The following is a 22,088-nucleotide window of genomic DNA, read 5'->3' on the forward strand; positions in this document are numbered from 1 at the left end:
GGCTTCAGCGCGGCCCGCCCTGGTCGATCACGCGGATTTCGCCGACTTCCAGGTCGAGTTCGGTCCTGAAGTAGAGCCGCTCCGGATACGGCTGCGCCCACAGATCGCCCTCCACCAGAAACGACACGGTGTTGTGGCGCCCGGTCGTCTCTTCGAGTTGCATCGAACTGACCCGCACGGTGTCGCGCAGAATGCGCGGCTCGAACGCCCAGATCGCATCGCGCACGAGCCGCTCGAGCCGCGACGGATCGATGCCTGAGGCGGTCTTGCCGGCAATGTCCGGCAGGCCGAAATTGATCACGGATGTCGCGACATACGGATAGCCGCTCAGATCCTGCACCGACGCGAGGCCATTCGCGTTCAGCAGCCAACCGAGGTCGCGCTGCACGCTCTCGCGCAGCGCGCGCATCGACAGAACGCGCCGCTCGCGCGCTTCCTGCTTCGCCTCCGGTTCGAGATCGGTCAGCCGGTCGAGCAGCGACGGTTGCAGGCGATCACGCGCGGTCAGTTCAGCCATGATCCGGAGCGGCCGCGCCGTCCTGTTCGGCAGGCGCGTCGCCGCTCGTCAGTTCGATCGTGCGCACGTCGAAGAGCGCGTAGTCGTTCGCATCGGAGGCGAACATACGCTGTCCCACCGGCCGCGCGAGCACGGGATCGTCACCGATCCATTCGGTCAGGCGCGCGAGCCACAACGCTCGATTCGGCTCGGCGAGCGTGCCCGGATAGCGGGCGGGAATCAGACCGGCGCCCTGGCCGTCGTTGGCCCACGTGAAAACGGCCGGCATCCAGACGCGGTCGCGCAGGTCGGACGGCGGCTCGATTTCGATCCGTTTGATGCGCGAAAAAGGAATCCAGTAATAGCGGCCGTTCAGCACGGCTTCGAGTGTCGGGCCGAGCCGGTTGTCGGCGTCGGCGAGCCACCTGAACGGTTCGCCATTCAATGCGCCGGCGCTGGCGGGTGCCTCGTCGAGCGCCCGCGCGCGCGCGGCGGCCGCCGCGCCGCTATCGCCCGCGGTGTCGAGCCGCAATGCCTCGAGGAGCAACGCAAGCCAGCCGGTCGGCTCGCCGAAGATCAGCGGCGCGCGCTCGCCCTTGAAAACCGCTTCGCGCAGCGCCTCGCATTGCAACGCTTCACGATAGGTTTGCACCATCGGCAACGCGGCCGCGTCGAGTTCGCCGACGACGTTCAGTTGCGTCAATGCGCGATCCCAGGCGCCCGTCACCGCGAGCAACTGGAATAGAAAGACGCGATAGGCGGCTTTCGACGGATCCTTGCGAACCTGTTTTTGCAATTCGCGCAGACATCCGTCGAGATCGCCTTCGCGCAAGCATTCTTCTGCGTTCATGCCGGTTCGCTCCGGTCTGGCTCGAGTCGTCCCACCCGCCGCCGCACTGCGACGGCAGGACCGCCGCAGTGCAGTCGCCCTTTGCGCTCAGCCGATCAGGTAGTGGCGTTGGCGGGGATGTTCCATTTCACTTCGACCACCCCGCCTTCCTTCTCGCCCTTCGCGTTTTGCGGCTGGTACTCGACATGGAATTTTTCGAAGTTGAGCGTGACGTTCTCGGTGAAGCGTTCTTCGCCGCCCGAGCCGCCGGTCGAATACGAGCTGATCAGTACGCCGTTCAACGTGATCTTGTAGTACTCGAGCGGATTGTCGCCACCTGCCTTGCGCACCGTCAGCAACGCCGTGTCGATGTGCGTGCCTTTGGTGCAGGCTGCCATGATCGGCGGACTCGCCTTGTCGCTGTATTTGGTAAATGACAGGTCCTGCACCGACACCTTGCCGGCGCCGCCGCCCGTGCCCATGTGCATCGTGCCGCTCTGGCTCATGCCCCAGCTCCACGCGAGCACTTCGATTTCTTCCTTGTGGGTCTTGTCCTGAGACTCGCCCTTGATATCGCCCAGCTTCATGAACATGTCGATGGCCATCTTCTTCTCCGCTCAAAGCAATTCGTCACTGAATGGGGATTTCCGTCATGCCGCCTTGGCGGACGGAAGCTTCGAAACCAACCGTAGCGATACGGTCAGGCCTTCCAACTGGTAGTGCGGACGCAGGAAAAACTTCGACGTGTAATAACCGGGATTGCCTTCGACTTCCTCGACGACCACCTCGGCGGCCGCGAGCGGGCGTCGTGCCTTGGACTCTTCCGTCGAGTGCGCCGGATCGCCGTCGACGTACTGAAGGATCCAGTTCTGCAGCCAGCGCTGCATGTCGTCCCTCTCCTTGAAACTGCCGATCTTGTCGCGCACGATGCACTTCAGGTAGTGAGCGAAGCGGCTGCAGGCGAACAGGTAGGGCAGACGCGCGGCCAGGTTCGCGTTCGCGGTGGCATCGGGGTCTTCGAACTCGGCGGGCTTGTGCAGCGACTGCGCGCCGATGAAGGCGGCGAAATCGGAGTTCTTCTTGTGCACGAGCGGCATGAAGCCGTTCTTCGCGAGTTCGGCTTCGCGGCGATCGCTAATGGCGATTTCGGTCGGGCACTTCATGTCGATGCCGCCGTCGTCGGTGGGGAACGCGTGCACCGGCAGGTTCTCGACGGCGCCCCCCGACTCGATGCCGCGAATCCGCGAACACCAGCCGTACATCTTGAACGAGCGGTTGATATTGGTCGCCATCGCATAGGCGGCATTGGCCCATGCGTATTTGCCGCTGTCCGCGCCGGCCGTGTCTTCCTCGAAATCGAATTCCTCGACCGGATTGGTCTTGGCGCCATACGGCGCGCGCGCGAGAAAACGCGGCATCGCGAGACCGACGTAGCGCGCATCCTCGGATTCGCGCAGCGAGCGCCACGCGGCATGCTCAGGAGTCTGGAAGATTTTCGTCAGGTCGCGCGGATTGGCCAGCTCCTGCCATGAATCCATCAGCATCACCGCGGGATCGGCGCCGGCGATGAACGGCGCATGCGCGGCGGCCGAGATCTTTGATATCTGCGTCAGCAGATCGACGTCGGGCCCGCCGTTGTCGAAGTAATAATCAGCCACCAGCGCGCCATACGGCTCGCCGCCGAACTGGCCGTATTCCTCTTCGTAGAGCTTCTTGAAGATCGGGCTTTGATCCCACGCGGTGCCCTTGTACTTCTTGAGCGTCTTGTACAGATCGCCCTTCGATACGTTCATCACGCGGATCTTCAACGTCTCGTCCGTCTCGGTGTTGTTGACCAGATAGTGCAAACCGCGCCACGCGCTCTCGACTTTCTGGAACTCTTCCGAGTGGATGATCTGATTGATCTGGGCGGTCAGCTTCTCGTCGATCTGCGCGATCAGCGATTCGATCGTCGCGAGCACATCGCCCGAAATCACGTTCGTATCGCGCAGCGCCTGTTCGGCGAGCGTGCGCACCGCCGTCTCGACGGCTTCCTTCGCCTTCTCGCTCTTCGGCTTGAATTCCTTTTGCAGCAGATTCGCGAAATCGCTCGTTTCAAGCGACGCCTCGCCGGGTTGCGCTTGCCCTTGGGTGCTAGGTTCAGCCATGGTCAGACTCCCCTGTAGATCACGCTCATTGCTGCGGCTTCGGTGCGGACGCCAACGACTGCAGCAACGCAGGATCGTTGAGCAGTTTCGCGATCAGCTCCTCGGCGCCGGTCTTGCCGTCCATATAGGTCAGCAGGTTTTGCAACTGGCCGCGCGCCTCCAGCAGCTTCGACAACGCGTCCACCTTGCGCGCGACCGCCGCGGGCGAAAAGTCGTCCATGCTCTCGAAGGTCATGTCGACCGCGAGGTTGCCCTGACCGGTCAGCACGTTCGGCACCTGCACGGCGACGCGCGGTTTCATCGACTTCAGACGCTCGTCGAAGTTGTCGACGTCGATCTCGAGAAACTTTCGATCCGCCACCGGCGCGAGCGGGTCCGCCGGCTGACCGGAGAGATCGGCCAGCACGCCCATGACGAAGGGCAGATTGACCTTTTTCTCCGACCCGTAGACTTCGACGTCATATTCGATCTGAACTCGCGGCGCTCGATTGCGCGCGATGAATTTCTGGCTGCTTTCCTTGGCCACGACCATTCCCCTGGTTGACGCCGCACGGCCGCGAGCAGCGTGGCGCATGACTGGCGTTGCTAGAAGCGAAAAAGCCCATCCCCGCCTGACTGCTTACTCGTTTTCGATACCGCCGGCCTGCCTGGCCTGGCGCACGCCTTCGGGCGCGAGGTCCTGCAGAATTTCCATGAAGTTCCTGTCGACCAGCCGGCGAGCGCGCCGCAGCAGCAGCGGCAACGGGCTGGAGGGTTCGTGACGCTCGTAGTACGCGCAGATCTTGTCGATCATGCGGATCACGTCCTGACGGTCCGTGATGTCGCCGGACAACGGCACGGGTGCCGGCACTGCGCCGGCGCTTTCGCCCGGGGTCACGTCGCCGTTCGGCGATGCTTGCGGCGCTCCGCCCGGGACGTCGAGACGCTCGCCGAGAAAGTCGGCTGCACGCCGCAGCAGCCTCGATAGCGGCGACAGATCGATGGAGCGCGCCGCGCCGACACGCTCGGTCAATACCGTCTCGATGCGCATCGCGCTATGCGTGGCCGCGAGCAAGGCTGTGTGCGCTTCGGCGGCGTCCTGGTGGGCGTCGGCGATCACCGCGTCGATCGAGCTCAGCGACGCCGCCTCGACGCCCTTGGGCAGCGGTACTTCGCCGGTCGCATATTCGATGTCGCGCAAGCTGACGCCACCGTGCGCGCGCGACGACGCGAGCGGTGCGTCGCGCACGTCCACCAGCATGCCGGACGGTTCGACGAGGGCGGCGAGCGCGTTGACGCGGGCGGTCGGATCGTTGTCGTCGTCGGGATCGAGCTGTGGATAGACATGGTCCCAGCGCTGTTCGAGCAGGCCTTCGACGAGCGCGAGGCCCTCGGCGAAGCCGGCGAAACGACGGCGATTGAGTAGCGCGCGCGCCAGGTGTACCGCGACGCGCAAGTCGCGGCCTTTTGCGAGCAGATCGAGCGATAGCGCTTCGGCCACTTTCCAGTCAGGCGGCGTGGCGGCGACCATGGTCTCGCCGAACTGCACGTCCGGCTTGCCGTGGACGACCTGCTCGAGCGCAAGGAAGTCAGGGTCGTACTCGAGGTCGTCCCCGCATGGACTGGCAGCTGATATGTCGGCAAGCATTTCGCCCGCGAGAAGCGTGGCCATGTCTGGTATCGGTCTCGGATGAGTAGTCTCGACGCACCGTAAGTGACCGGTACGGGTTGCCCTTGCCCGCCGGGAATCAGCGTTCCCGGAAATACGTGTTAACTCTGATTAGATTGCCTTCGCCAGCTATTGCGATGTTTTTAGCGAGCGTTGTCCTTTCTCGGCGGCAATCCGATATGAGAATAGCACGCAGCCCGGAAAATCAAAGCCGGATAGCAATAGAAACGGATTTTGTTTAATTAAGCGAAACAGTATATGTAATACCATTCAACTCCATAAACACTTAAGAAGTTTTAACCTTTTCGTTCCGGCACCATTACAATCACAAGCTCGGACAGTCGTCTTACGACCTCACCAGCGCGCCCTTTCAGGACGGTCGATTGGCGGGATCGCCCGACATCTGGGTAAACGAATCAGGTGCCCGGATTTTTTAAAAAATTTGACCTTTCCGGGTTGCCGGTAGGCGCTTACGTTGCGTTTAGGGTTAGTCCTGATAGCGATAGAACCCGTCGCCGCAGCGGTGAATAACATATTAAGTTTTACCTTGTAATATATAAAACGTGCCAATAGACTAAGTCTGTTTTCCAATCACGCGCCGGTTGCACGGCGGAATTGCCGGTATTGCAAGCGTTTGGCATACGCAATCTGCCCGATATGGCGGCAAAGCGAGTGCCGGATTCATTGGGGACAGAAAACCGGCGCACCACACACGCGGCGAAATGGGTAGTGTCAGCAGCCGGGCTCCGCCCTTAAGAAGCGGGGCTCACCACCTCGGGGTGAAAAGTGGCAGATATCCAAAGCGCTGCAATTGCCGACCACGCTGGAGAAAGCGCACTGCCCGACCTGTGGCAACGCCGCACCTGCCTGAGCCACGACGAAATGGCGTCGATCTATACGATCGTGCGCCGCGCGCTGACCGGCTACCATCCGTCGGAATTGCAGGCGCTGGGCGAGGACAAGGAAGAACTGATCTCGCAGTTCCTCTATCTCAAGGTGTTCCGCCTCGATACCGCGCCGACGGCATTGCCCACCTTCCCGCTGCACAGCGCGCCTTCGACCAGCCATGCCGTGTGCGCCTATTTCCGCCGCTATCTGATCGACTGTCTGCGCAGCGCGAGCCATCAGCGCAACGTGTCGCTCGACGAAGGCGACGTGATGCTCGAAATCGACCGGCAAACGGCTTTTCATCCCGATCCGATCGGCTCGGTCCTGTTGCAATACGGTCTGCACGAAGCCGAGGTACGCGAATCCGCGTCGCATTTCATCGCTTCGCTCGACGACGCCGACCGCATGCTGCTCGCCGGCAGTCTCGGCTGGCTGTCGAACGAGAAAGGCGGTCTGTCGCAGGTGGCCGCGCGTTACGGCATCGCGTCGTATCACTACCGGGCGCGCAAGCTTGGCGTCACGCTGAAAAAAGGCTCGATACCCGCCGACTTCGCCCGCACGCAAATCGGCCAATGGATCGAGCACAGCCTCGGCATCGACATCTCGCCGGGCAATCGCATCGTCATCCTGCTGGTTCTGGGCATTCTGTCCGCGCAGTCGCACGCGCAGGAATGAGCTCGACAGACCACGAGCATATGAGAGGTCAACGGTGCAACTTGCCACCGCAAGCCTGACCGACCGGGGCGACCGCCCGCGCAACGAAGATTCGTTCGGCGATTGGTCGAGCGAACGGCTCTACTATTGCGTCGTCGCCGACGGCGCCGGCGGACACGGCGGCGGCGACACCGCCTCGCGCCTCGTCGTCGCTTCGGTGCTGGCGGATTTGCGCTACCTGACCGTTGCCGAATTGCCGCCGACGGGCGACCGGCTGATCAGCGCGCTCACGCATGCCAATGAGAACATCGTCGAAGAACAGTTGCGCGGCAAAGGCAATGAACAAGACATGCGCTCGACGGCCGTGGTGCTCGCCATCGACCGCGAATGCGCGACGGCCGCGTGGGCCCATTGCGGCGACACCCGCCTCTACTGTTTCCGCCACGGCGAGATCTGCGCGCGCACGCGCGACCACAGCATGGTTCAGCAGATGGTCGACGCGCGGCTGCTCGCCGAGGAGGAGATGCGTCATCATCCGCGCCGCAACGTGCTGTATGCGGCGCTGGGCACGCGCGACGCACTCAACATTGCGGGCGTCGACGGTACTTTCGCGCTGCATGACGGCGACGCTTTCCTGATCTGCACGGACGGCCTGTGGGAGTACGCCGACGACGCCGGCATCGCCGACGCGCTGGCCCATGCGGCGACACCCGGCGCCTGGCTCGACGCGCTCGCGCAACAGGTGCGCGCGAGCGCCAGCACGAATCACGACAACTTCACGGCGTTCGCGGTGTGGGTCGGCGACGACGCAGAGGCGACGCAATTGATGCCCGGCCCGGCACAGGCGTAACGCAGCGGATCAGCATCGGAACGGGGCTCGCATCATGCCGATCTCGATCATCATTCCCTGTCTGCAGATGGCGGCAACGCTTGGCCGCGCACTGGAAAGCTGCCTGATCCAGCCCGAGGCGGCACAAATCATCGTCGTCGACGATGGCTCGACCGATGCTTCGATCGAACTCGCGCAACATTACGGCCGCCTCGACGCGCGCGTGCAGGTGCTGCGCATGCACGTGAACGGCGGTGTCGCCGCCGCGCGCAACTGGGCCGCGATGCACGCGAGCGAGGATCTGCTCGGATTCATCGACGCCGACGACGAATATCTGCCCGGCGCGCTGGCCGCGGCGAGTGGCTATCTGCAGCGTTGTCCGGGCGAGGCATCGGTGCGGCTCGACGTCGACTATGCGGGCTTTCCGCGCGCGATCGTCGAGCATCCCGATTTCGATAAATATGCCGCAATCCTCAGCAACACCGTGCCGAGCAGTCTCGTGATCCGGCGGGCGGTGTATCGCGCGCTGGGCGGGTTTCCGCTCGACGCGTTCTTTCGTCGCGTCGGCGGAGAAGACGGCGCGTTTTCGTGGGCATTGAGCCGGCTGTTCGGCAACCGGCGGCTGATCGACGCGAAGCGGGTGCGCCAGCATTACCACCCGGCCATCCACGCTGAACGATTCTTCCGGATTCACCTCGGGATGGAGCAGCCCGTCCATCAGGAGGTCGTCGAAGCATGGCGGCTCTCGCAACGGTTCGTCGCGAGCGCCGAGGCCGCCATCGCGCAACTGCGCGCGCTGCATTCGCCCGCAGGCGCCGCGCCACCCGTCCCGCCCGCTTCGCCCGGCTCCCGCTAGAAGTCACCGCAGCCGTGCTGGGTGTTGGTCAGCAGGCAGCTGTTCAGGTTCGGCTGCGAACGCACCCGCTTCCATTCGACCGCGAGGATGTCCTGTTTCTCGCCAGGCGGCGTCGTGCTGAAGAGCGGCTGGTTCGAGCCGATGCAGATGTTGGTGCCCTGCAGATTGTTTTCGTAGACGAACGTCTGCTCCTGGCTGCTGAAAAACGTCTGCAGACCGCTTTGCGCGACCGGATTGGGGATCGGGCCCTGCGGATTCGGGATCGTGCTCTGAAACGGAATCACCGTCAGCGTGCCCGGCACTTCGTTGACGATATAGCCCACGCTGGACGTGAAGTTGGGGTCGATCGGATAGCCACCCGCCGGTGAAGTCAGAGTGGCCGTGGTCGTCTCCGAGCCGCTCAACGTGCCCGCGGCGGTATCGCCGTTGATCAGACCGCTCGTCGTGTAGGTGAACGCCGGGTTCGGTGCGCCGACGTAGCGCGTCGCGCCGTCCGCGCTGACCGTGACCGTCGGCCGTGCGACATAGACGAAATGATTGCCGGTGGTGGGCACCGTGCCGCCCCAACTACAGCCCGAGCCAAACAGGCAGCCGTAGAAATTGGGCTGGGCGGTGTTCGGCTGCACGCTGCCGCGTGTCTCGCCGTTCCAGGTGCTGGCCCAGACTCGCCATGCGTTGCCGGCGCCAAGTGTGCCGGAGTTCGCATCGACGAACACGCCGTTCTCCATCACCAGATCGATCGAGCCGCCCGCGCTCAGATTCGTATTCGGAGCCGTCGCGGACGGCGTGCTCGCGCCCAGCCCGATATTGCCGGTCGTAGCGGTCGCGACGAGGCTGCCGGTTAGCGTAGAGTTCGTCACGCTCATCGGGCTCAACTGGCTCGCGACGGAGTCGAACGTCTGGCTCGTCAGCGGGCCGATCACGAAGCCATGCGAGTTCGAGAAGTCGACGCTCCCCGCGTTGGCCAGCGCCAGCACGCCGACGTCGTTTTGCGGATCGGTCAGCGTGAAGGTACCGGGGCCGGCGAGAATCAGCCCGGCGGCCTGGATGCCGCCAGGGTCCGTGACGGGACCGGCCGACAGGAGCATCAAGGTCTGGCCCGGAGTCGAGATGCCGTAGGTCAGCGCGATCCCTTGACTGCCCGCGCCCGGGTTGGACAGCGTGAGATTGTTCGCGAAGCCCGGACGTGTCGGCACGCAAGGCGAGCCGGCCGATACGCACTGCCCGTTCACTGTGATGCGCCCGGTTTGCGTGCTGGACCCGAGCACGATGCTGGGAATCGACGCGAAGGTCGAGAAAGTCGGGGCGTCGATGCTGAGACCGCCGCCCGTGCCGAGCAGCGTGATCGGCGTCGCGTTCTGAGCGGTGATCGTGAAGCTCGAGGGGTCCACCGACGCCGGCATGATCGACAGCACGCCGCCCGGCGACGACAGCGTCGCCTGCGTGATGGCGAGGCTGCTCGCCGTGCCGTCGTTGAATGCGCGCAACACGATCGAAGCGGGATTCGTCGTCGAGATCGTCACGTTGTCGGCGGTGGCATTGGCGACCGCGCTCGTCACGCCGCCGCCGGTGGCGATGGAGGTCGGATTGATCAGCCCAAACTCGCTCTGCTCGGTCTCGGGCACCGCAAGGCCGATCGCGACGCCCGGATCGGACGTCGTGGTCGAACCGGCAATGCCGATCGTGGTGGTACGCGTCCCGGTCGCGCTGATCGCGCCATTGGCGATCAGCACGCCGTAGTCGTTCTGCAGGTTCGGACTGCTGCCGGCCGGGCCGCTCACCGCGCCGCGGATATCGATCGCCCCGCCGTTGGTCGACGTGATCGTCGTGCCGTCGGTGATCAGCACACCCTGCACGAACGGACCGGTGCCGCTGCCGAACAGGCTCACCGTGCCCGTGCCGGTCGTCACCGATACGGAGGCTGTCTGGATGCAGTCCACGCATAGCGTGTTCTCGAACATCAGCCCGATCACCGAGTCGCCGTTGACCGCGGCTCCCACGCTTTGTCCGGTGAACTCGAGGTTGCCGCTCGTCGACTGGACCGACGAACCATGCATGTCGAGGCCGATGCTGACGTTCATGTTCGACGACACGCTGCCGGCGGCGGAAATGTCGCCGCTGCCGGTGCTCAACGTGGTGCCATAGAAATAGACGCCGTTCGCGAAGGTGCCGCCGGCGGCTGTACCGGTGACATTGCCCGTCACGCCGATCGAGCCGGTCGTGTTGGAGATCGTGGTGTTCTGAATCTCGACGCCGAAGCCCCCTTGCGCGCCTTGCGCCACGCTACCGTTGACCGTGATCGCGCCGCCCGAACTGCTGAGCCCCGGCTGCAGCGCGGCACCCTCACCCACCGTGGCGCCGCCGCTCAGGAACACGCCCATCGCGCTGCTGCCAGAAGAACTGCCGTTCACGCTCAGTGCCCCGCTCGTCGTGCTGGCTGAAGTGCCGGATAGAAGCACGCCGATGCCCTGATCCTCGATATTCGAACTGCCGGCGCCGCTGATGGTGAGCGCGCCGCTGCCGGTTTGAATCGTATTGTCACCTTGCGCGATCACGCCGTCGTTGCCTCCGCCGCCGGCGGTCGCCGTGCCGGCGATGCGAAGCGCGCCGCTCGTCGTCGAGAGCGAGCTGGTGCCGTTGATCGCCACACCGTTGGCGTTCGGACCCAGCGCCACGCCCGTCAGCGAGAACACGCCGCCCTCCGTGGAAATGGTCGACGAGTCGATGAAAATGCCCGACGACGACGTGATCAGATAGCCAATCGCCACGCCATTGATCGGGAACGTGCCGGTGACTGTCAGATCGCCGCCCGCGGTGTCGATGTTCGAGTTCTGGATCAGGACCGGGCTCGCGCCACCGCTTCCCAACGTCACGCTGCCGCCGTTGGTCTTCACCGTGACGCCCTGGAACGAGACCAGGCTGAGCGGACTCGTGCCGCCCACGTTCGCATCGAATACGAGGCTGAGCGGCCCCGCGCTCGACGTAATGGTGTTGTTGACCAGCACCGATCCCGTCGCGCTCAGCTTCAGCGTGGCGGGAAGCGTGCCGGTCGTGAGGTTGAGCGGCGCGTCGACGACGATATCGCCCGCGCCGAAGTTGGGATCGGTCCCTGTCAGTACTGTCACCGACGTACCGAGGCTCAGCGGACCGGTAAGCGCCGTGTTCAGGATGAACGTGCTGCCCGTGATCGGCCCGAACGTCATCGTGTTCGAATCGGCTGCGGTTTGCGTCGGGACCGGCGCCGCGGTGACATCGGGCACCTGCGTCACGATGTCGACCTCGAACGGATCGAGCAGCCACCTGCCGCCCTGACCCTTCGCCGCCGATGCGTCGACGCTCATGCCGGTCGTGTCGAGCGTATGGCCGGACGTTTCGATCAAGCCGCCGTCGCCGCCCTGCGGCCCGCCCTTCGCGGTCAACGTGCCGTAAATGCGGCTGGCCGTTTCGCTGTAAGCCACGACGTTGCCGCCATTGCCGTCGACGAGCGCATCCGCATGGAGGCTGGCGCTCGGCGACATCCAGATCGCATTGGCATTGCGAACGGAGGGGTCCGCGCCCGCCGGGCCGCCGCCGAAGTGGACGGTTCCGCCGCCCGCGGCGCCGCTCGCATCGACGTACGCTCCGGCCAGCAGCGCCACGTCGTAGCCGGTCACGTCGATCCTGCCGCCGGTTTGCCCCGCGCCGCCGCTGGCGTCGAGCGTCCCGCTCACCTGTGTCACGCCGTTCGTGCCGCCGTCGAGCAGAATGCGGCCGTCGTGTTCGCTCAGGCTCTGCGCGCGCACGATGCCTTGCTGGTTGATGACGGTGCCCGCCAGCGCGTCGGCCGTCTGTGCGCTCATCACCACGGTGCCGCCGTCGGCGGCCAGCGTGCCGGTATTGCCGATCAGCGCGTGCGCCGCGCCCTGGTTGATCTTCAGGGTGGTCAAACCGTCGCCGGCAAAGTCGACGGTGATGTCGTTGCCCGCCCCCAGCGCGACGCTGCCCAGTTTTGCGCTGACCGTGCCGCTATTGCTGACCGTGCCGCCGAGCAACGCGATGGTGCCGCCCGCGGCCGCCGTCAGCGACCCCGCATTGCTGAGCGCCGCCGCGGACGCGCCGACGAAATGGAAGTTGCCGGCAAGGAAATCGGCATTGGAGATATTGAGTGTCGAGGCGATCATCGACCCCACGTTCACCGATGATCCCGGCGCAAAGATCACCCCCGCCGGATTGACGAGAAACACCTTGCCGTTGGCCTGCAGGCGTCCTGCGATCACGCTGGGGTCGTTGCCCGTCACGCGGTTGAGCAGCGCGGCGGAAGCCGACGGCTGCGAGATCCTGACCGCTTCGCCGCTACCGATCGAAAACGTGTTCCAGTTGACGATCGCATTGGACGAGCCCTGCGTGATGTGCATCTGTCCCGCGCCCGGCGAGTTGATGCTGACCGTGCCGGCCACCACCTGGGCGCCGGTCGGATTCGCGAGCGCGAGCGGCATATACGACGCCGCGAACAACGCGGCGACCGCGCCGGCGATCGTGCTCACGTGCCCCGGTCGCACATTGCATGGCTTGTTCATCGCACACCTCGGTGCAGATTGCTGCTGCTTGTCGTTGCGTTGCGTCTCGTTGCGTTTGGCTGCCTGCTAGAACGTCTTGGTCAGTTGCACATAAAAGCGCGGCAGCCTGTCGTTGCCGGTCGTATCGGGCCCGGTCGTGCGCCATGCGACCGTGCCCTGTAGCGCAATGCCGCCCGGCGCGGCCCAGAACGCGCCGAGACCCGCGCCACTGCGCGTGATCACGTTCGACCCTTGGCCCGGACGCGGCGTGGCGTTGTACCAACCGGTACCGAAGTCGAAGAACGTGAACACGGTCGCCCGCGCATCGATCGCAAAGCGCCCTTCGAGGGTGGCGACGAACCCCTCGTCGACCAGTGCCTCGGACGGCGAATAAGCGCGCACCGCGTGCGGGCCGCCGAGCAGGAAGCGCGACGAACTGTCGAGCGTGGTTCCGGCCCACTGGCCGGACACGCCGGCGAATACGCTGAGCCGCTCGGTGATCGCGTTCAGGCGGTTGGCGAAGAAAGTGGCGCGCACTTCGGTACCTTGCGTGTCGCGCCCGAGCGGCGAGGCATCGAGCGCCTCGGCTTGCGCGTTGCGGAAATGCAGACTGCCGATCAACAGCTCGACATCCGCGCTATTGAAGCCGCCGCCGAACAGCGCGTCGCGGCTTTCATAGCTCAGGCCGATACTGCCCTCCACCAGCGATCTGGGATTGTGTTGATCGACGATGCCGACGTTGTCGATCAGGTCGCGATACTCCAGATTGACGCGCCCCAACAGGCTCTGATTGCGTGTGCGCACGAGCGGATGCGTGAGCGTGAAGTCCACCACGGTCGCCTCGCCCTGCGCGTCGAGCGACGCGAATTCCTGGCCGAGCGCATAGTTGAGCCGCGACACCGCGACCCCGACGCGCGTGCCTTGCGCATTGATCGGCGCTTCGTAGCCGACGCGCCCGTAAAGGGTGTCGCCGCGTTCGCTGCCGAGCAGCCGCAGGTCCAGGTTGTCGCCGATCATGAACGGCGAGTTCAGGCGCGCGAGCGCACCGAGCCGCCAGGTACCGCTGGACTCCGCGCCGAAGTTGTCGACATCGAGCGCAAAGGTCCAGCGTTTGGCCGGCGCGACGTTGACGGTCAGATCGACCGTGCCCGGCTCCTCGCCCGCTTCGATTGCCGAGGAGACCTGAATACCCGGCAGATCGGACAGCAGCAGCATGGTCCGTTCGAGTTCGTGCTGCTGCAGCGGCTTGCCCAACGGAATCTGCGCGACCCGCGCGCGCAACAGATCTTCGCGGATCGGCGTGCCGGCCGCGATGTCGAGCCGCACATGGCCGACGCGCCCTTCGAGCACGCTCATTTCGACGTTGCCGGACGTGACGTCCTGCGGCGGGATCACCACCTGGGCGAGCAGATAGCCGTGATCGCGATAAATCTGCGTGATGCGCGCGGCAATCTCTTCGAGCCCGGCGAAGCTGGTTTGCTTGCCGAGCTTGTCCTGAACGGGCGCAAGCAGCGCGTCGCTGGCGATCGTGTCGTTGCCCTTCAACCTGATGCTCTTCAGCAGGAAGGTCGGGCCGGGCGCCGTCACGGGCGCCGCCGGCGGCGGCACGGCGGGTAACGCCTGAGTGCCGCCCGGCGGCGCCGGCCGGGTCTCGCGCGGCGCCGTCTGGTTCAGGATGCTGCCCGCGTTCGGCAGCGTCTGGCCCCACGCGAGCGCACTGCTGCAGGACACCGCCGCGGCGATCAGTCGGAGTCTGTTCATCGGTCTAGGGTCTGTTTGGTTCATCCCTGCTGCTGACGCGCGATGGTCAAACGCCAGCCACCCATCAGATCGAATGGCGCCCAGAAGAACGGATGCGCGAAGCGCGGCGTGTGCAGAACCGTCAGTTGCGCGGTGCGCATCGCGTCGATCGCGTCATGGCCTTGCGCGAGTTGCGCGTAGAAAGTGCGCATCGTCAGCGCGCTCGATTCGTCCGCGACCGGCCACATCGACACGATCAGGCTGGTGGCGCCGGCATAGAAGAACGCCCGCGTGAAGCCGAGAATTTCGTCGCCGCGCGCGATCCGGCCAAGCCCCGTCTCGCAGGCCGACAGCGTGACGAGCGAGACGTTGTTGAGCTTCAGGTTGTAGATGTCTTTGGCCAGCAGCGCGTCCGGGCCGTCGGCCGGCTGCGTCGCGGGCGCGAGCAGGATGCTCGAGTGCAACGGATCGATCGTGTCGGCCTGGGCGTGCGTCGCCACGTGCAACACGCGTCCGGCGGGCGCGTTGTCGCGAAAGCTCAGGCGCGTGGCATCGCTATGCAGAAACACCTCGTTGCGCGCGAACAGCGGCGCGATGCCCTGCACTTCCGCCTCGGCCCCTGGCAGCGCATAGGCAGGTGTGATGGTCGGATTGCCGAACGCGACCAGATCGCTCGCGATCTTCTGCTGGCGTTGCGCGAGTTGTACCGCGACGCTCGCCGATGGTTCGAGCGCGATCGCATGGCGTTCGATCAGAAAGCCGTCGGCATCGTGCAGCGCCTGAAACGGCAGATAGTGCAGCGCGCCGTGCGGAACGATGATGAGCCGCTCGTTGGCGCGCAAGCCGAGCGGCGCGATCAGCAACGCATCGAGCTTGTCGCCATAGGTCAGCGCGGCCGGTCGCCGGCGCACGATCGCGTTGCGCAGGTCGGTCACGGCGGCATCCATGTCCGCGCGCGCGATCGGCAAGGTGTGGCCGGTCAGGCCATCGTTGCGCACCACCCAGACGATCAGCTCGTTGGGCAGGCTGTGAAATTCGACGATCGCCTCGTTGGGCCGGAGCGCGCCGCGCGTCGCAGCAAGACTCGGCACCTGCCCGTTCAATTGACGGTCGTCGACGCCGGCGTCGACGCGGTTGCGCACGACGTCGAGCAGCGCACGCGCCCGGCTGCGTTCGGACAGACTCCATGCGCTCTCGTAGTCACCGGCTTCGACCGTCAGCGCGATGGCCTCTTCGAATACCGTTTGCGTGTCGCCGAACAGTGCCGTCTTGAACTCGTCGCTGCGAAACCGCGCGCGGATTTTCTCGGAGTCGTCGACGGCCAGCAGGTAGGCTTCGCGCGCATGCGGCTTGTCGCCGAGCGCGAGGTCGGCGCGGCCGATTCCTTCGTGGGCCCACAGGCGGTCGTAGTTGGCGTCGCTGGAATTGCCGCTTTGGCTCAACAGCGCTTCGAACGCGTGTTTCGCATCCTCGGGCTTGCCTTCGGCCAGCAGCAGATTGCCTTCGATGCGCCGGTAGGCGGGCGCGAGTTCCGCAGTGGCCGGTGCGCCGAGCGCATCGAAGGTTTGGCGCGCGCCAGGCGTATCGCCCTCGGCGAGCTGCGCGTTGATGATCGACATCAGCACCAGCGGTTTGTAACGCGGCGAGGCGGTCGTGAGCGCGTCTTCGTAGGCGGCCAGCGCCTGCTGCGGCTTGCCCCGGCGCAACGCGACATCGCCGAGCACCTTGTTGGCCGGAGCAAAGACCTGCTCGGGCGCCTTCGGCGTCGAAGCGAGAGCATCGCGGGCGTAGCGTTCGGCGTTGTCGAGGTCGCCGGCATAGCTGTAGGCGATCGCGAGATCGCGTTTGGACAGGGCCGCCAGATCCGCATTGTTGGTCTGCCCGGCCACCACCAGCGCGCGCGCGGCGGCATCGACGCTGTCGCGGAAGTCGCCGCGCTCGGCGGCCGCGACGGACATGCTGCAATAGTCGTAGGCAGGGAGTTTGACGCGGTCTCGCGACAGCAGCAGACGTCCCTCGGACGTCAACGTGTTGATCGTTTCGGCGTCGCGTTCGCGTTCATCGGCCTGACGAAAGCCGAACGACTCGGGCGCGAGGGCCACGGCGCTCGCGGGCCGCGCCGCGGCGGCGGACGTGCCAGCGGCCAGCGTATTGCCCGCCGCGCCCAGCAGCATCGAGCCCATGACGAGCGCGCCCGCGATCCACGCGGCGTCGATCCGGTGCGCCCATGCGACGAGCGCGCGCCGCGAGTCGCGTCGCACGACGCGGTGTGCCATCCCGCTCGATAAGCCTTGGCGCTCGTTCACTTTAACTTCCTGCAAGAAGGCAAAAGGAAGCGGCTGGGATGGAATGCGCGTACAACCCGCAAGCTGCACGCAGCGGTTGACCGACACCGTATAGACGAATCCGGCCGGCCGATTTTGAAACCGGCGGCCGCACGCGGACCACCGCTCAGGCACGCGCGCCCGCCTGATTTCAAAAAATGACCCGCTCATTCGTCTTAAAGACGGACGCGCCTGCGCGTGAGGGTGGCGCTCGCGTGTGCCGGGCTCTGCCGTCGTACCCTCCAGGGAGCCACAGCCGATGAGCAGCCCCGACGACAAAACCGTGATGGTGCAACGGGCGTCCGGACCGGACGGCCAGCAGAACCCCGCCGAAGCGGCGGACGCCGATCGCACAGTCGTCACCCGCCCCGCCGCGCAGGGTTCGAACGCGCAACATGCGCTGCCCGCGGGCACACGGCTCGGCGAGTTCGAGATCGTCGATCTGATTGGCGAAGGCGGCTTCGGTATCGTCTATCTCGCCTACGACACCCAGCTAGGACGTCACGTCGCGCTGAAGGAATACATTCCCGCTGCGCTGGCCTCGCGCGTCGGCGCGGCCGAAGTGTCGGTCCGCTCGGAACGTCATGAAGACACCTTTCGCGCCGGCCTGAAAAGCTTCATCAACGAGGCGCGGCTGCTCGCCCGCTTCGATCATCATTCGCTCGTCAAGGTGTACCGGTTCTGGGAGGCCAACGGCACCGCGTACATGGTGATGCCGTACTACGAGGGCGTGACGCTGCGCGACGGCTTGCGCCGCATGAGTGCCCCACCCGATGAAGCATGGCTGCGCGCCCTGCTCGCGCCGCTGCTCGAAGCACTGGCGGTATTGCATGCGGCGCAGTGCTATCACCGCGACATCGCGCCGGACAACATCATGCTGCTCAAGGGCAGCGGCCGCCCCGTGCTGCTGGACTTCGGCGCGGCGCGGCGCGTGATCGGCGACATGACCCAGGCCTTGACGGTGATCCTGAAGCCCGGCTATGCGCCCGTCGAGCAATATGCCGAAGTGGCGGCCTTGAAACAGGGGCCGTGGACCGATGTGTACGCACTCGCCGCGGTCATCTATTTCGCGATTCAGGGCAAGACACCGCCGCCGTCGGTCGGCAGACTGATGAGCGACACGTATGTGCCGCTCGCCACGACGGCGGCCGGCCGCTATAGCGAGCGGTTCCTGCGCGCGATCGACCATGCGCTCGCGGTCCGCCCCGAACAGCGCCCGCAAAGCGTTCAGGCGCTGGCGGACGAACTGGGCATTGCCATCGATACGCGTGATGACGCCGCTGCGGCGATCGAACCCACGACTCGCGCTTCCGTCGAGACAGCGGGTACCAATGCGCCGCGAACAACGACGGCCGCGACAGTCGAGGCGAAGCGCAATGAGCCAGGCACAGCGGCCGTTCCTGCGGCTGGCGGTAGTCAAAAGAAACGCACGGGCTTGATCGCAGCAGGTGCCGTTTGCGTCGTGGCGCTCGCGGCGGTCGGTACGTGGTTTGCCATGCGTTCGCCACCGACCGCGCGCCCGGCTGTCACGGCAAGCACGGATGCGCGCGACACGGCTGCGCCGACGCCTGGCAATGCCGCTCAAAGCCCGGCAGCCGTTGCTGCTGTTGCCCCGGTTGCCCCGGTTGCTCCTGCCTCGCCCGCCACGGTTGCCGCGCCCGCCACACCACCCGCGCAGGCCGACGACCTCGCGCCCTTCACCCCCGCGAGCGAACTCGAGCGAATCGTGACGCTGGCCGATCCATCGATTCAGATCACCGCCACACCGCGCAGCACGTCCGCCACGATCGGCAAGGATCATCTGCAATTCAAACTCGACAGCAACCGCGCGGGCTACGTGTATGTGTTCATGGTCGATCCGGACGGTCAGTACCTGATGCTGTTTCCGAACGGACTCGATCGCAACAACCGGATCGCCGCCGGTCAGACACTGTCGTTGCCGCGCGCCAGCTGGCCGATGCTGGCGGGCAACCCGCCTGGTCCCAACCATTTTCTGACGCTGGTATCGACGACGCCGCGCGATTTTTCCGACGGTGGTTTGAAGTCCGCGGCGCCGTTCCAGTCATTCCCCGCTGATGCCCAGCAGCAAGCGGCCGCGCGTCGCGGCCCGCGCTACTCGCCGTTCGCGGGCAAGCCGCGTTGCCCGGCAGGCACGGCGGATTGCGCCGGCGCGTTCGGCGCCGCCACGTTCACCATCGATGCCGTCAAGCCGCCAGGCTAGCACGCGCGACGTTCGCGATGGTCCGCAAGGAGGCCGCATGCAACGGGCTCAGCTTCTCCTGCTTGCGCTGACAGCCACGCTCGCGGCTTGCGCGAGCAACACGCCCGCGACCAGCGTCATCCTGGGGGACACGAGCCACACGGCGACGTCGCCGGTCGAGCAGGCGGCGCCGACGGCGCAAGCATCGCCACCCGCGCCGCCGACGATGCCTGGGCCGACGCCGGCTCCCGTAACGACACACGCGACGGTCTCGGGCACGTCCACCGGCTCCAATAACCCGCGTCCCAAGGCTGCGTTGAGCGGCGGCTTCGCCACGCGCCACGCTTACTACGAGCCGATTGCTTTCGCCGACCTGCCCGGGTGGGACACGGACGACGTCACCGCGTCATGGGAAGCGTTTCGCCGCAGCTGCACCGTGCTCGGCGCGCGCAGCGGCTGGTCGGAACCGTGCAATGCCGCGCGAGCGGTGGACGTTGGCAACGCCGCGGCGATCCGGCGTTTCTTCGAAACGTATTTCAGCGCGTACCAGATCCGCAATCCCGACCGCTCGCTCGACGGTACGATGACCGGCTACTACGAGCCGCTGCTCAATGGCAGCCAGCAGTACGGCGGCGCCTATCTTTATCCGGTCTATGGCACGCCGGCCGACATGCTCTACCTCGACGCGCGGCGCCTGCCGGACCGCGCGCGAGGTGACGTGAGCGCGGCTCGCATCGATGGACGTAACGTGATCGCGCTCAGCGATACGACGAGTGGCGACCTCAAAGGCGTCTACGCGCTGGACCTGCGCGATAGCGTGCCGGATATCCGCGACAAGAAGATTCGACTGCGGCTCGATGGCGGGCGCATCGTGCCGTACTACACGCGCGCCGAGATCGAGCGCGGCGCACTGAAGGCGCCGATCCTCGCCTATGTCGACGACCCCGTGATGTTGTACTCGATGCAGCTGCAAGGCGCGGGCAAGGTCCGCATGAGCGACGGCTCGATTCGCCGCTTCGCCTATGCGGAACAGAACGGCCGGCCGTTCCTGCCGCCGCTCGCGCACAGCGGCAACGCGACGGCCGGCGCGCGCAAGCTCGTCGTGCGCGGCATGGAGATCGAGGTCGACATCAGCGACGACGGCGCGCCCGCTACGAGCAACGAAGGCAACGCGGCGCCCGCCGACGGTGACGATGACGAACCCACGTCGCCGTTGCTGCGCGGTTTCACCCTGGCGACGACCACGCCGAAACCTCATCCCGTGTATGCGGTTTCGGATCCGAGCTATGTGTTCTTTCGTGTGATCCCCGATTCACCGAACGGTCCGCTGGGCGCGTTGGGCGTGCCCCTGTCGGCGGGCCGCTCGGTGGCCGTCGATCCGCGCACCACGCCGCTCGGCGCGCCGGTATTCGTGTCCACGCGTGACGACCCTCAGGCACCCGGCGCGATCAACCGCCTGATGCTCGCGCAGGATTCGGGCGGTGCGATTCAGGGCGCCGTCAGAGCCGACTACTTCTACGGCTTCGGTCAAACCGCGCAGACCCAGGCGAGCCACACCAAAGAGCGGCTGCGCATGTGGGTGCTGCTGCCCAAGGGATTGCGCATCGCCGCGCAGCAGACGTCGTTGAAAACGCGCGGCGGCGGACCTGCCGCGTCTGATGCGGATTGTCTGGTCAGCGATCCGGTGCTGTGTGTGGACGATGCGCCGTAGACGTCTGGCGGAAAGTGGGCGACGCCTCGCGCCCGGGGGCATGAAATTTGCGGGAGCCGCGTCAACGCATCCAGACAAGGAGACCGACATGGACACGCGGCAAATCGAAGAGCTCCGCCCCACACAAATGACCCACGGCGCGCGGGAGGTCCGCGAAAAAGCCCGCCAATACCGGTCCCTGAGCAGCCATGACCTGGAGATGGCCATCGCCGAAAAGCCGATACCGGTCGTCTGCGGACCCAACGGCATACCGTTCGCGATCGATCATCACCATGTGGCGGCGGCGCTGTGGCAGGTGGGCGTGCGCGCGGTTCCGGTCGTGCTGGTGCGGGATCTTTCGTCGTACACGTGGGCATCGTTCTGGCTCAGCATGGAAAACCAACGATGGACCTTTCCGTATGACGCGCAAGGCGTGCGCCGGCCGTTTGCCGAATTGGCGGAGCACGTGTGGGAAATGAAGGACGATGAATACCGAAGCCTCGCGGCAGCGGTCCGCGATGCCGGCGGCTATGAAAAAACCAGTGTCCCGCTGGAAGAATTTCGCTGGGCCGACTTCTTTCGCGCGACGTTGCCGCGGCCCGATAGCGACGAGAAGTTCACAGCTTTGCTCGAGGAAGCCTTGCAGCTGGCGAGGAGCGACTCTGCATTGGGGCTACCGGGCTATCTCGGTCGCACGGATTGAGTCGGCGGCCCACTCAATCGTGGGCCGCTCTGCCCGCAGGCACTAGAAACTGATCCATCAACGAGATCTTCAACGGCTTGTCCGCATCGAGCTTCTTCTTCCCGATCACATACTTCCAACCATCCCCGCTACCCGGATTGCGATAGAACGCGACGACCGCCACATAGTTCGTGTCGGCCCGCATCGGCTGCGACAGGCTTGCCGACGCGCCGGGATTCAGCACCGATGCCATGCTCGCCTGCAAGTCCTGCGCGAGCACCGTGCGGTCGTTCTTCAGCAGATCCTCGTACGACGCCCCATCGAACATCTTGCGGTCCTTCAGCTGATACACGCGCACCGCGACGGATGTGGCACGACCAGCATCGTCGGGGTTCAGCGCTTCGCGCGCTGACAGATCGATGTCGAGCACCTTGATCTGCTTGAAAAACACTGCGTGATAAGCGCTCGACGACGCGTCCGATACGGATTGCCAGGCGCCGCATGCCGACAGCAGCGCGGCGGACGCAACGGTGGAAACGGTAAAACGAAGGTTCATCAATGGTCCTTTCG

The 22,088-nt window shown here is 65.4% G+C and carries 16 protein-coding genes; 6 read left to right on the forward strand and 10 right to left on the reverse strand.

Annotation, left to right across the window (positions count from 1 at the left end; all coding sequences use genetic code 11):
* Positions 1–4: 4 nt before the first annotated feature.
* The 6 genes from tssE to tssA form a co-directional block, all read right to left on the reverse strand.
* Complete coding sequence (gene tssE, locus HDG32_RS02155) at positions 5–517, reverse strand: type VI secretion system baseplate subunit TssE (protein WP_018422993.1); 513 nt, start codon at positions 515–517, stop codon at positions 5–7.
* On the reverse strand, positions 510–1,346 hold the full coding sequence (locus HDG32_RS02160; RefSeq protein ID WP_184062840.1) for a type VI secretion system accessory protein TagJ: 837 nt from the start codon (positions 1,344–1,346) through the stop codon (positions 510–512). Before HDG32_RS02160 ends, tssE begins: the two co-directional genes overlap by 8 nt.
* A gap of 95 nt (positions 1,347–1,441) precedes the next feature.
* Positions 1,442–1,930 carry a type VI secretion system tube protein Hcp gene (locus HDG32_RS02165; RefSeq protein ID WP_184031795.1) on the reverse strand — a complete coding sequence of 163 codons (489 nt, stop codon included), beginning with the start codon at positions 1,928–1,930 and terminating at the stop codon, positions 1,442–1,444.
* A gap of 45 nt (positions 1,931–1,975) precedes the next feature.
* The gene (tssC, locus tag HDG32_RS02170; protein WP_184062841.1) at positions 1,976–3,472 is read right to left on the reverse strand and encodes a type VI secretion system contractile sheath large subunit; all 1,497 of its coding nucleotides are present in this window, start codon (positions 3,470–3,472) and stop codon (positions 1,976–1,978) included.
* Between the two features lie 25 nt (positions 3,473–3,497).
* Positions 3,498–3,998 carry a type VI secretion system contractile sheath small subunit gene (gene tssB / locus HDG32_RS02175; RefSeq protein WP_026226255.1) on the reverse strand — a complete coding sequence of 167 codons (501 nt, stop codon included), beginning with the start codon at positions 3,996–3,998 and terminating at the stop codon, positions 3,498–3,500.
* Positions 3,999–4,091: 93 nt separating this feature from the next.
* Positions 4,092–5,123: a type VI secretion system protein TssA gene (gene tssA, locus HDG32_RS02180; RefSeq protein WP_184062843.1), complete on the reverse strand. Its 1,032-nt coding sequence runs from the start codon at positions 5,121–5,123 to the stop codon at positions 4,092–4,094.
* A 783-nt stretch (positions 5,124–5,906) separates the two neighbouring features.
* On the opposite strand from tssA, the gene HDG32_RS02185 reads away from it, so the two are divergent.
* From HDG32_RS02185 to HDG32_RS02195, 3 genes are read left to right on the forward strand one after another with little or no spacing between them, the layout of a single operon-like run.
* On the forward strand, positions 5,907–6,683 hold the full coding sequence (locus HDG32_RS02185; RefSeq protein ID WP_184062845.1) for a hypothetical protein: 777 nt from the start codon (positions 5,907–5,909) through the stop codon (positions 6,681–6,683).
* 34 nt (positions 6,684–6,717) lie between these two features.
* The gene (locus HDG32_RS02190) at positions 6,718–7,512 is read left to right on the forward strand and encodes a protein phosphatase 2C domain-containing protein (protein WP_184062847.1); all 795 of its coding nucleotides are present in this window, start codon (positions 6,718–6,720) and stop codon (positions 7,510–7,512) included.
* 34 nt (positions 7,513–7,546) lie between these two features.
* Positions 7,547–8,347 carry a glycosyltransferase family A protein gene (locus HDG32_RS02195; RefSeq protein WP_221307588.1) on the forward strand — a complete coding sequence of 267 codons (801 nt, stop codon included), beginning with the start codon at positions 7,547–7,549 and terminating at the stop codon, positions 8,345–8,347.
* Here HDG32_RS02195 and HDG32_RS02200 read toward each other — a convergent pair.
* The 3 genes from HDG32_RS02200 to HDG32_RS02210 form a co-directional block, all read right to left on the reverse strand.
* Complete coding sequence (locus HDG32_RS02200) at positions 8,344–12,903, reverse strand: S-layer family protein (RefSeq protein WP_184062849.1); 4,560 nt, start codon at positions 12,901–12,903, stop codon at positions 8,344–8,346. The genes HDG32_RS02195 and HDG32_RS02200 overlap by 4 nt on opposite strands.
* Positions 12,904–12,969: 66 nt before the next feature.
* Positions 12,970–14,643 (reverse strand): ShlB/FhaC/HecB family hemolysin secretion/activation protein, encoded by a 1,674-nt coding sequence (locus HDG32_RS02205; RefSeq protein WP_184062851.1) that lies wholly within the window; start codon positions 14,641–14,643, stop codon positions 12,970–12,972.
* A 20-nt stretch (positions 14,644–14,663) separates the two neighbouring features.
* A complete protein-coding gene (locus tag HDG32_RS02210) occupies positions 14,664–16,928 on the reverse strand; it encodes a CHAT domain-containing protein (protein ID WP_311539208.1) in 2,265 nt (754 codons plus the stop codon).
* A gap of 277 nt (positions 16,929–17,205) precedes the next feature.
* Between HDG32_RS02210 and HDG32_RS02215 the strand changes: the two genes are divergently transcribed.
* The 3 genes from HDG32_RS02215 (at position 17,206) to HDG32_RS02225 (ending at position 21,539) form a co-directional block, all read left to right on the forward strand.
* Positions 17,206–19,167 (forward strand): serine/threonine-protein kinase, encoded by a 1,962-nt coding sequence (locus tag HDG32_RS02215; protein WP_184062853.1) that lies wholly within the window; start codon positions 17,206–17,208, stop codon positions 19,165–19,167.
* Between the two features lie 37 nt (positions 19,168–19,204).
* Positions 19,205–20,857 carry a murein transglycosylase A gene (locus HDG32_RS02220; protein ID WP_184062855.1) on the forward strand — a complete coding sequence of 551 codons (1,653 nt, stop codon included), beginning with the start codon at positions 19,205–19,207 and terminating at the stop codon, positions 20,855–20,857.
* An 88-nt stretch (positions 20,858–20,945) separates the two neighbouring features.
* Positions 20,946–21,539 (forward strand): ParB-like protein, encoded by a 594-nt coding sequence (locus tag HDG32_RS02225; protein WP_184062857.1) that lies wholly within the window; start codon positions 20,946–20,948, stop codon positions 21,537–21,539.
* A 13-nt stretch (positions 21,540–21,552) separates the two neighbouring features.
* Here HDG32_RS02225 and tssJ read toward each other — a convergent pair whose 3' ends face one another.
* On the reverse strand, positions 21,553–22,074 hold the full coding sequence (gene tssJ / locus HDG32_RS02230) for a type VI secretion system lipoprotein TssJ (protein ID WP_260335496.1): 522 nt from the start codon (positions 22,072–22,074) through the stop codon (positions 21,553–21,555).
* Positions 22,075–22,088: the final 14 nt, after the last annotated feature.

It is taken from the genome of Paraburkholderia sp. CI2, assembly GCF_014201055.1.
Taxonomy (GTDB): Bacteria; Pseudomonadota; Gammaproteobacteria; order Burkholderiales; family Burkholderiaceae; genus Paraburkholderia; species Paraburkholderia tuberum.

Coding starts and splice junctions, on each gene's coding strand:
- HDG32_RS02225 (WP_184062857.1), top strand. CDS start 20,946: ATGGACACGCGGCAAATCGAAGAGCTCCGCCCCACACAAATGACCCAC.
- tssE (WP_018422993.1), bottom strand. CDS start 517: ATGGCTGAACTGACCGCGCGTGATCGCCTGCAACCGTCGCTGCTCGAC.
- HDG32_RS02220 (WP_184062855.1), top strand. CDS start 19,205: ATGCAACGGGCTCAGCTTCTCCTGCTTGCGCTGACAGCCACGCTCGCG.
- tssA (WP_184062843.1), bottom strand. CDS start 5,123: ATGGCCACGCTTCTCGCGGGCGAAATGCTTGCCGACATATCAGCTGCC.
- HDG32_RS02160 (WP_184062840.1), bottom strand. CDS start 1,346: ATGAACGCAGAAGAATGCTTGCGCGAAGGCGATCTCGACGGATGTCTG.
- HDG32_RS02215 (WP_184062853.1), top strand. CDS start 17,206: ATGAGCAGCCCCGACGACAAAACCGTGATGGTGCAACGGGCGTCCGGA.
- HDG32_RS02205 (WP_184062851.1), bottom strand. CDS start 14,643: ATGAACAGACTCCGACTGATCGCCGCGGCGGTGTCCTGCAGCAGTGCG.
- HDG32_RS02195 (WP_221307588.1), top strand. CDS start 7,547: ATGCCGATCTCGATCATCATTCCCTGTCTGCAGATGGCGGCAACGCTT.
- tssJ (WP_260335496.1), bottom strand. CDS start 22,074: ATGAACCTTCGTTTTACCGTTTCCACCGTTGCGTCCGCCGCGCTGCTG.
- tssC (WP_184062841.1), bottom strand. CDS start 3,472: ATGGCTGAACCTAGCACCCAAGGGCAAGCGCAACCCGGCGAGGCGTCG.
- HDG32_RS02200 (WP_184062849.1), bottom strand. CDS start 12,903: ATGAACAAGCCATGCAATGTGCGACCGGGGCACGTGAGCACGATCGCC.
- HDG32_RS02165 (WP_184031795.1), bottom strand. CDS start 1,930: ATGGCCATCGACATGTTCATGAAGCTGGGCGATATCAAGGGCGAGTCT.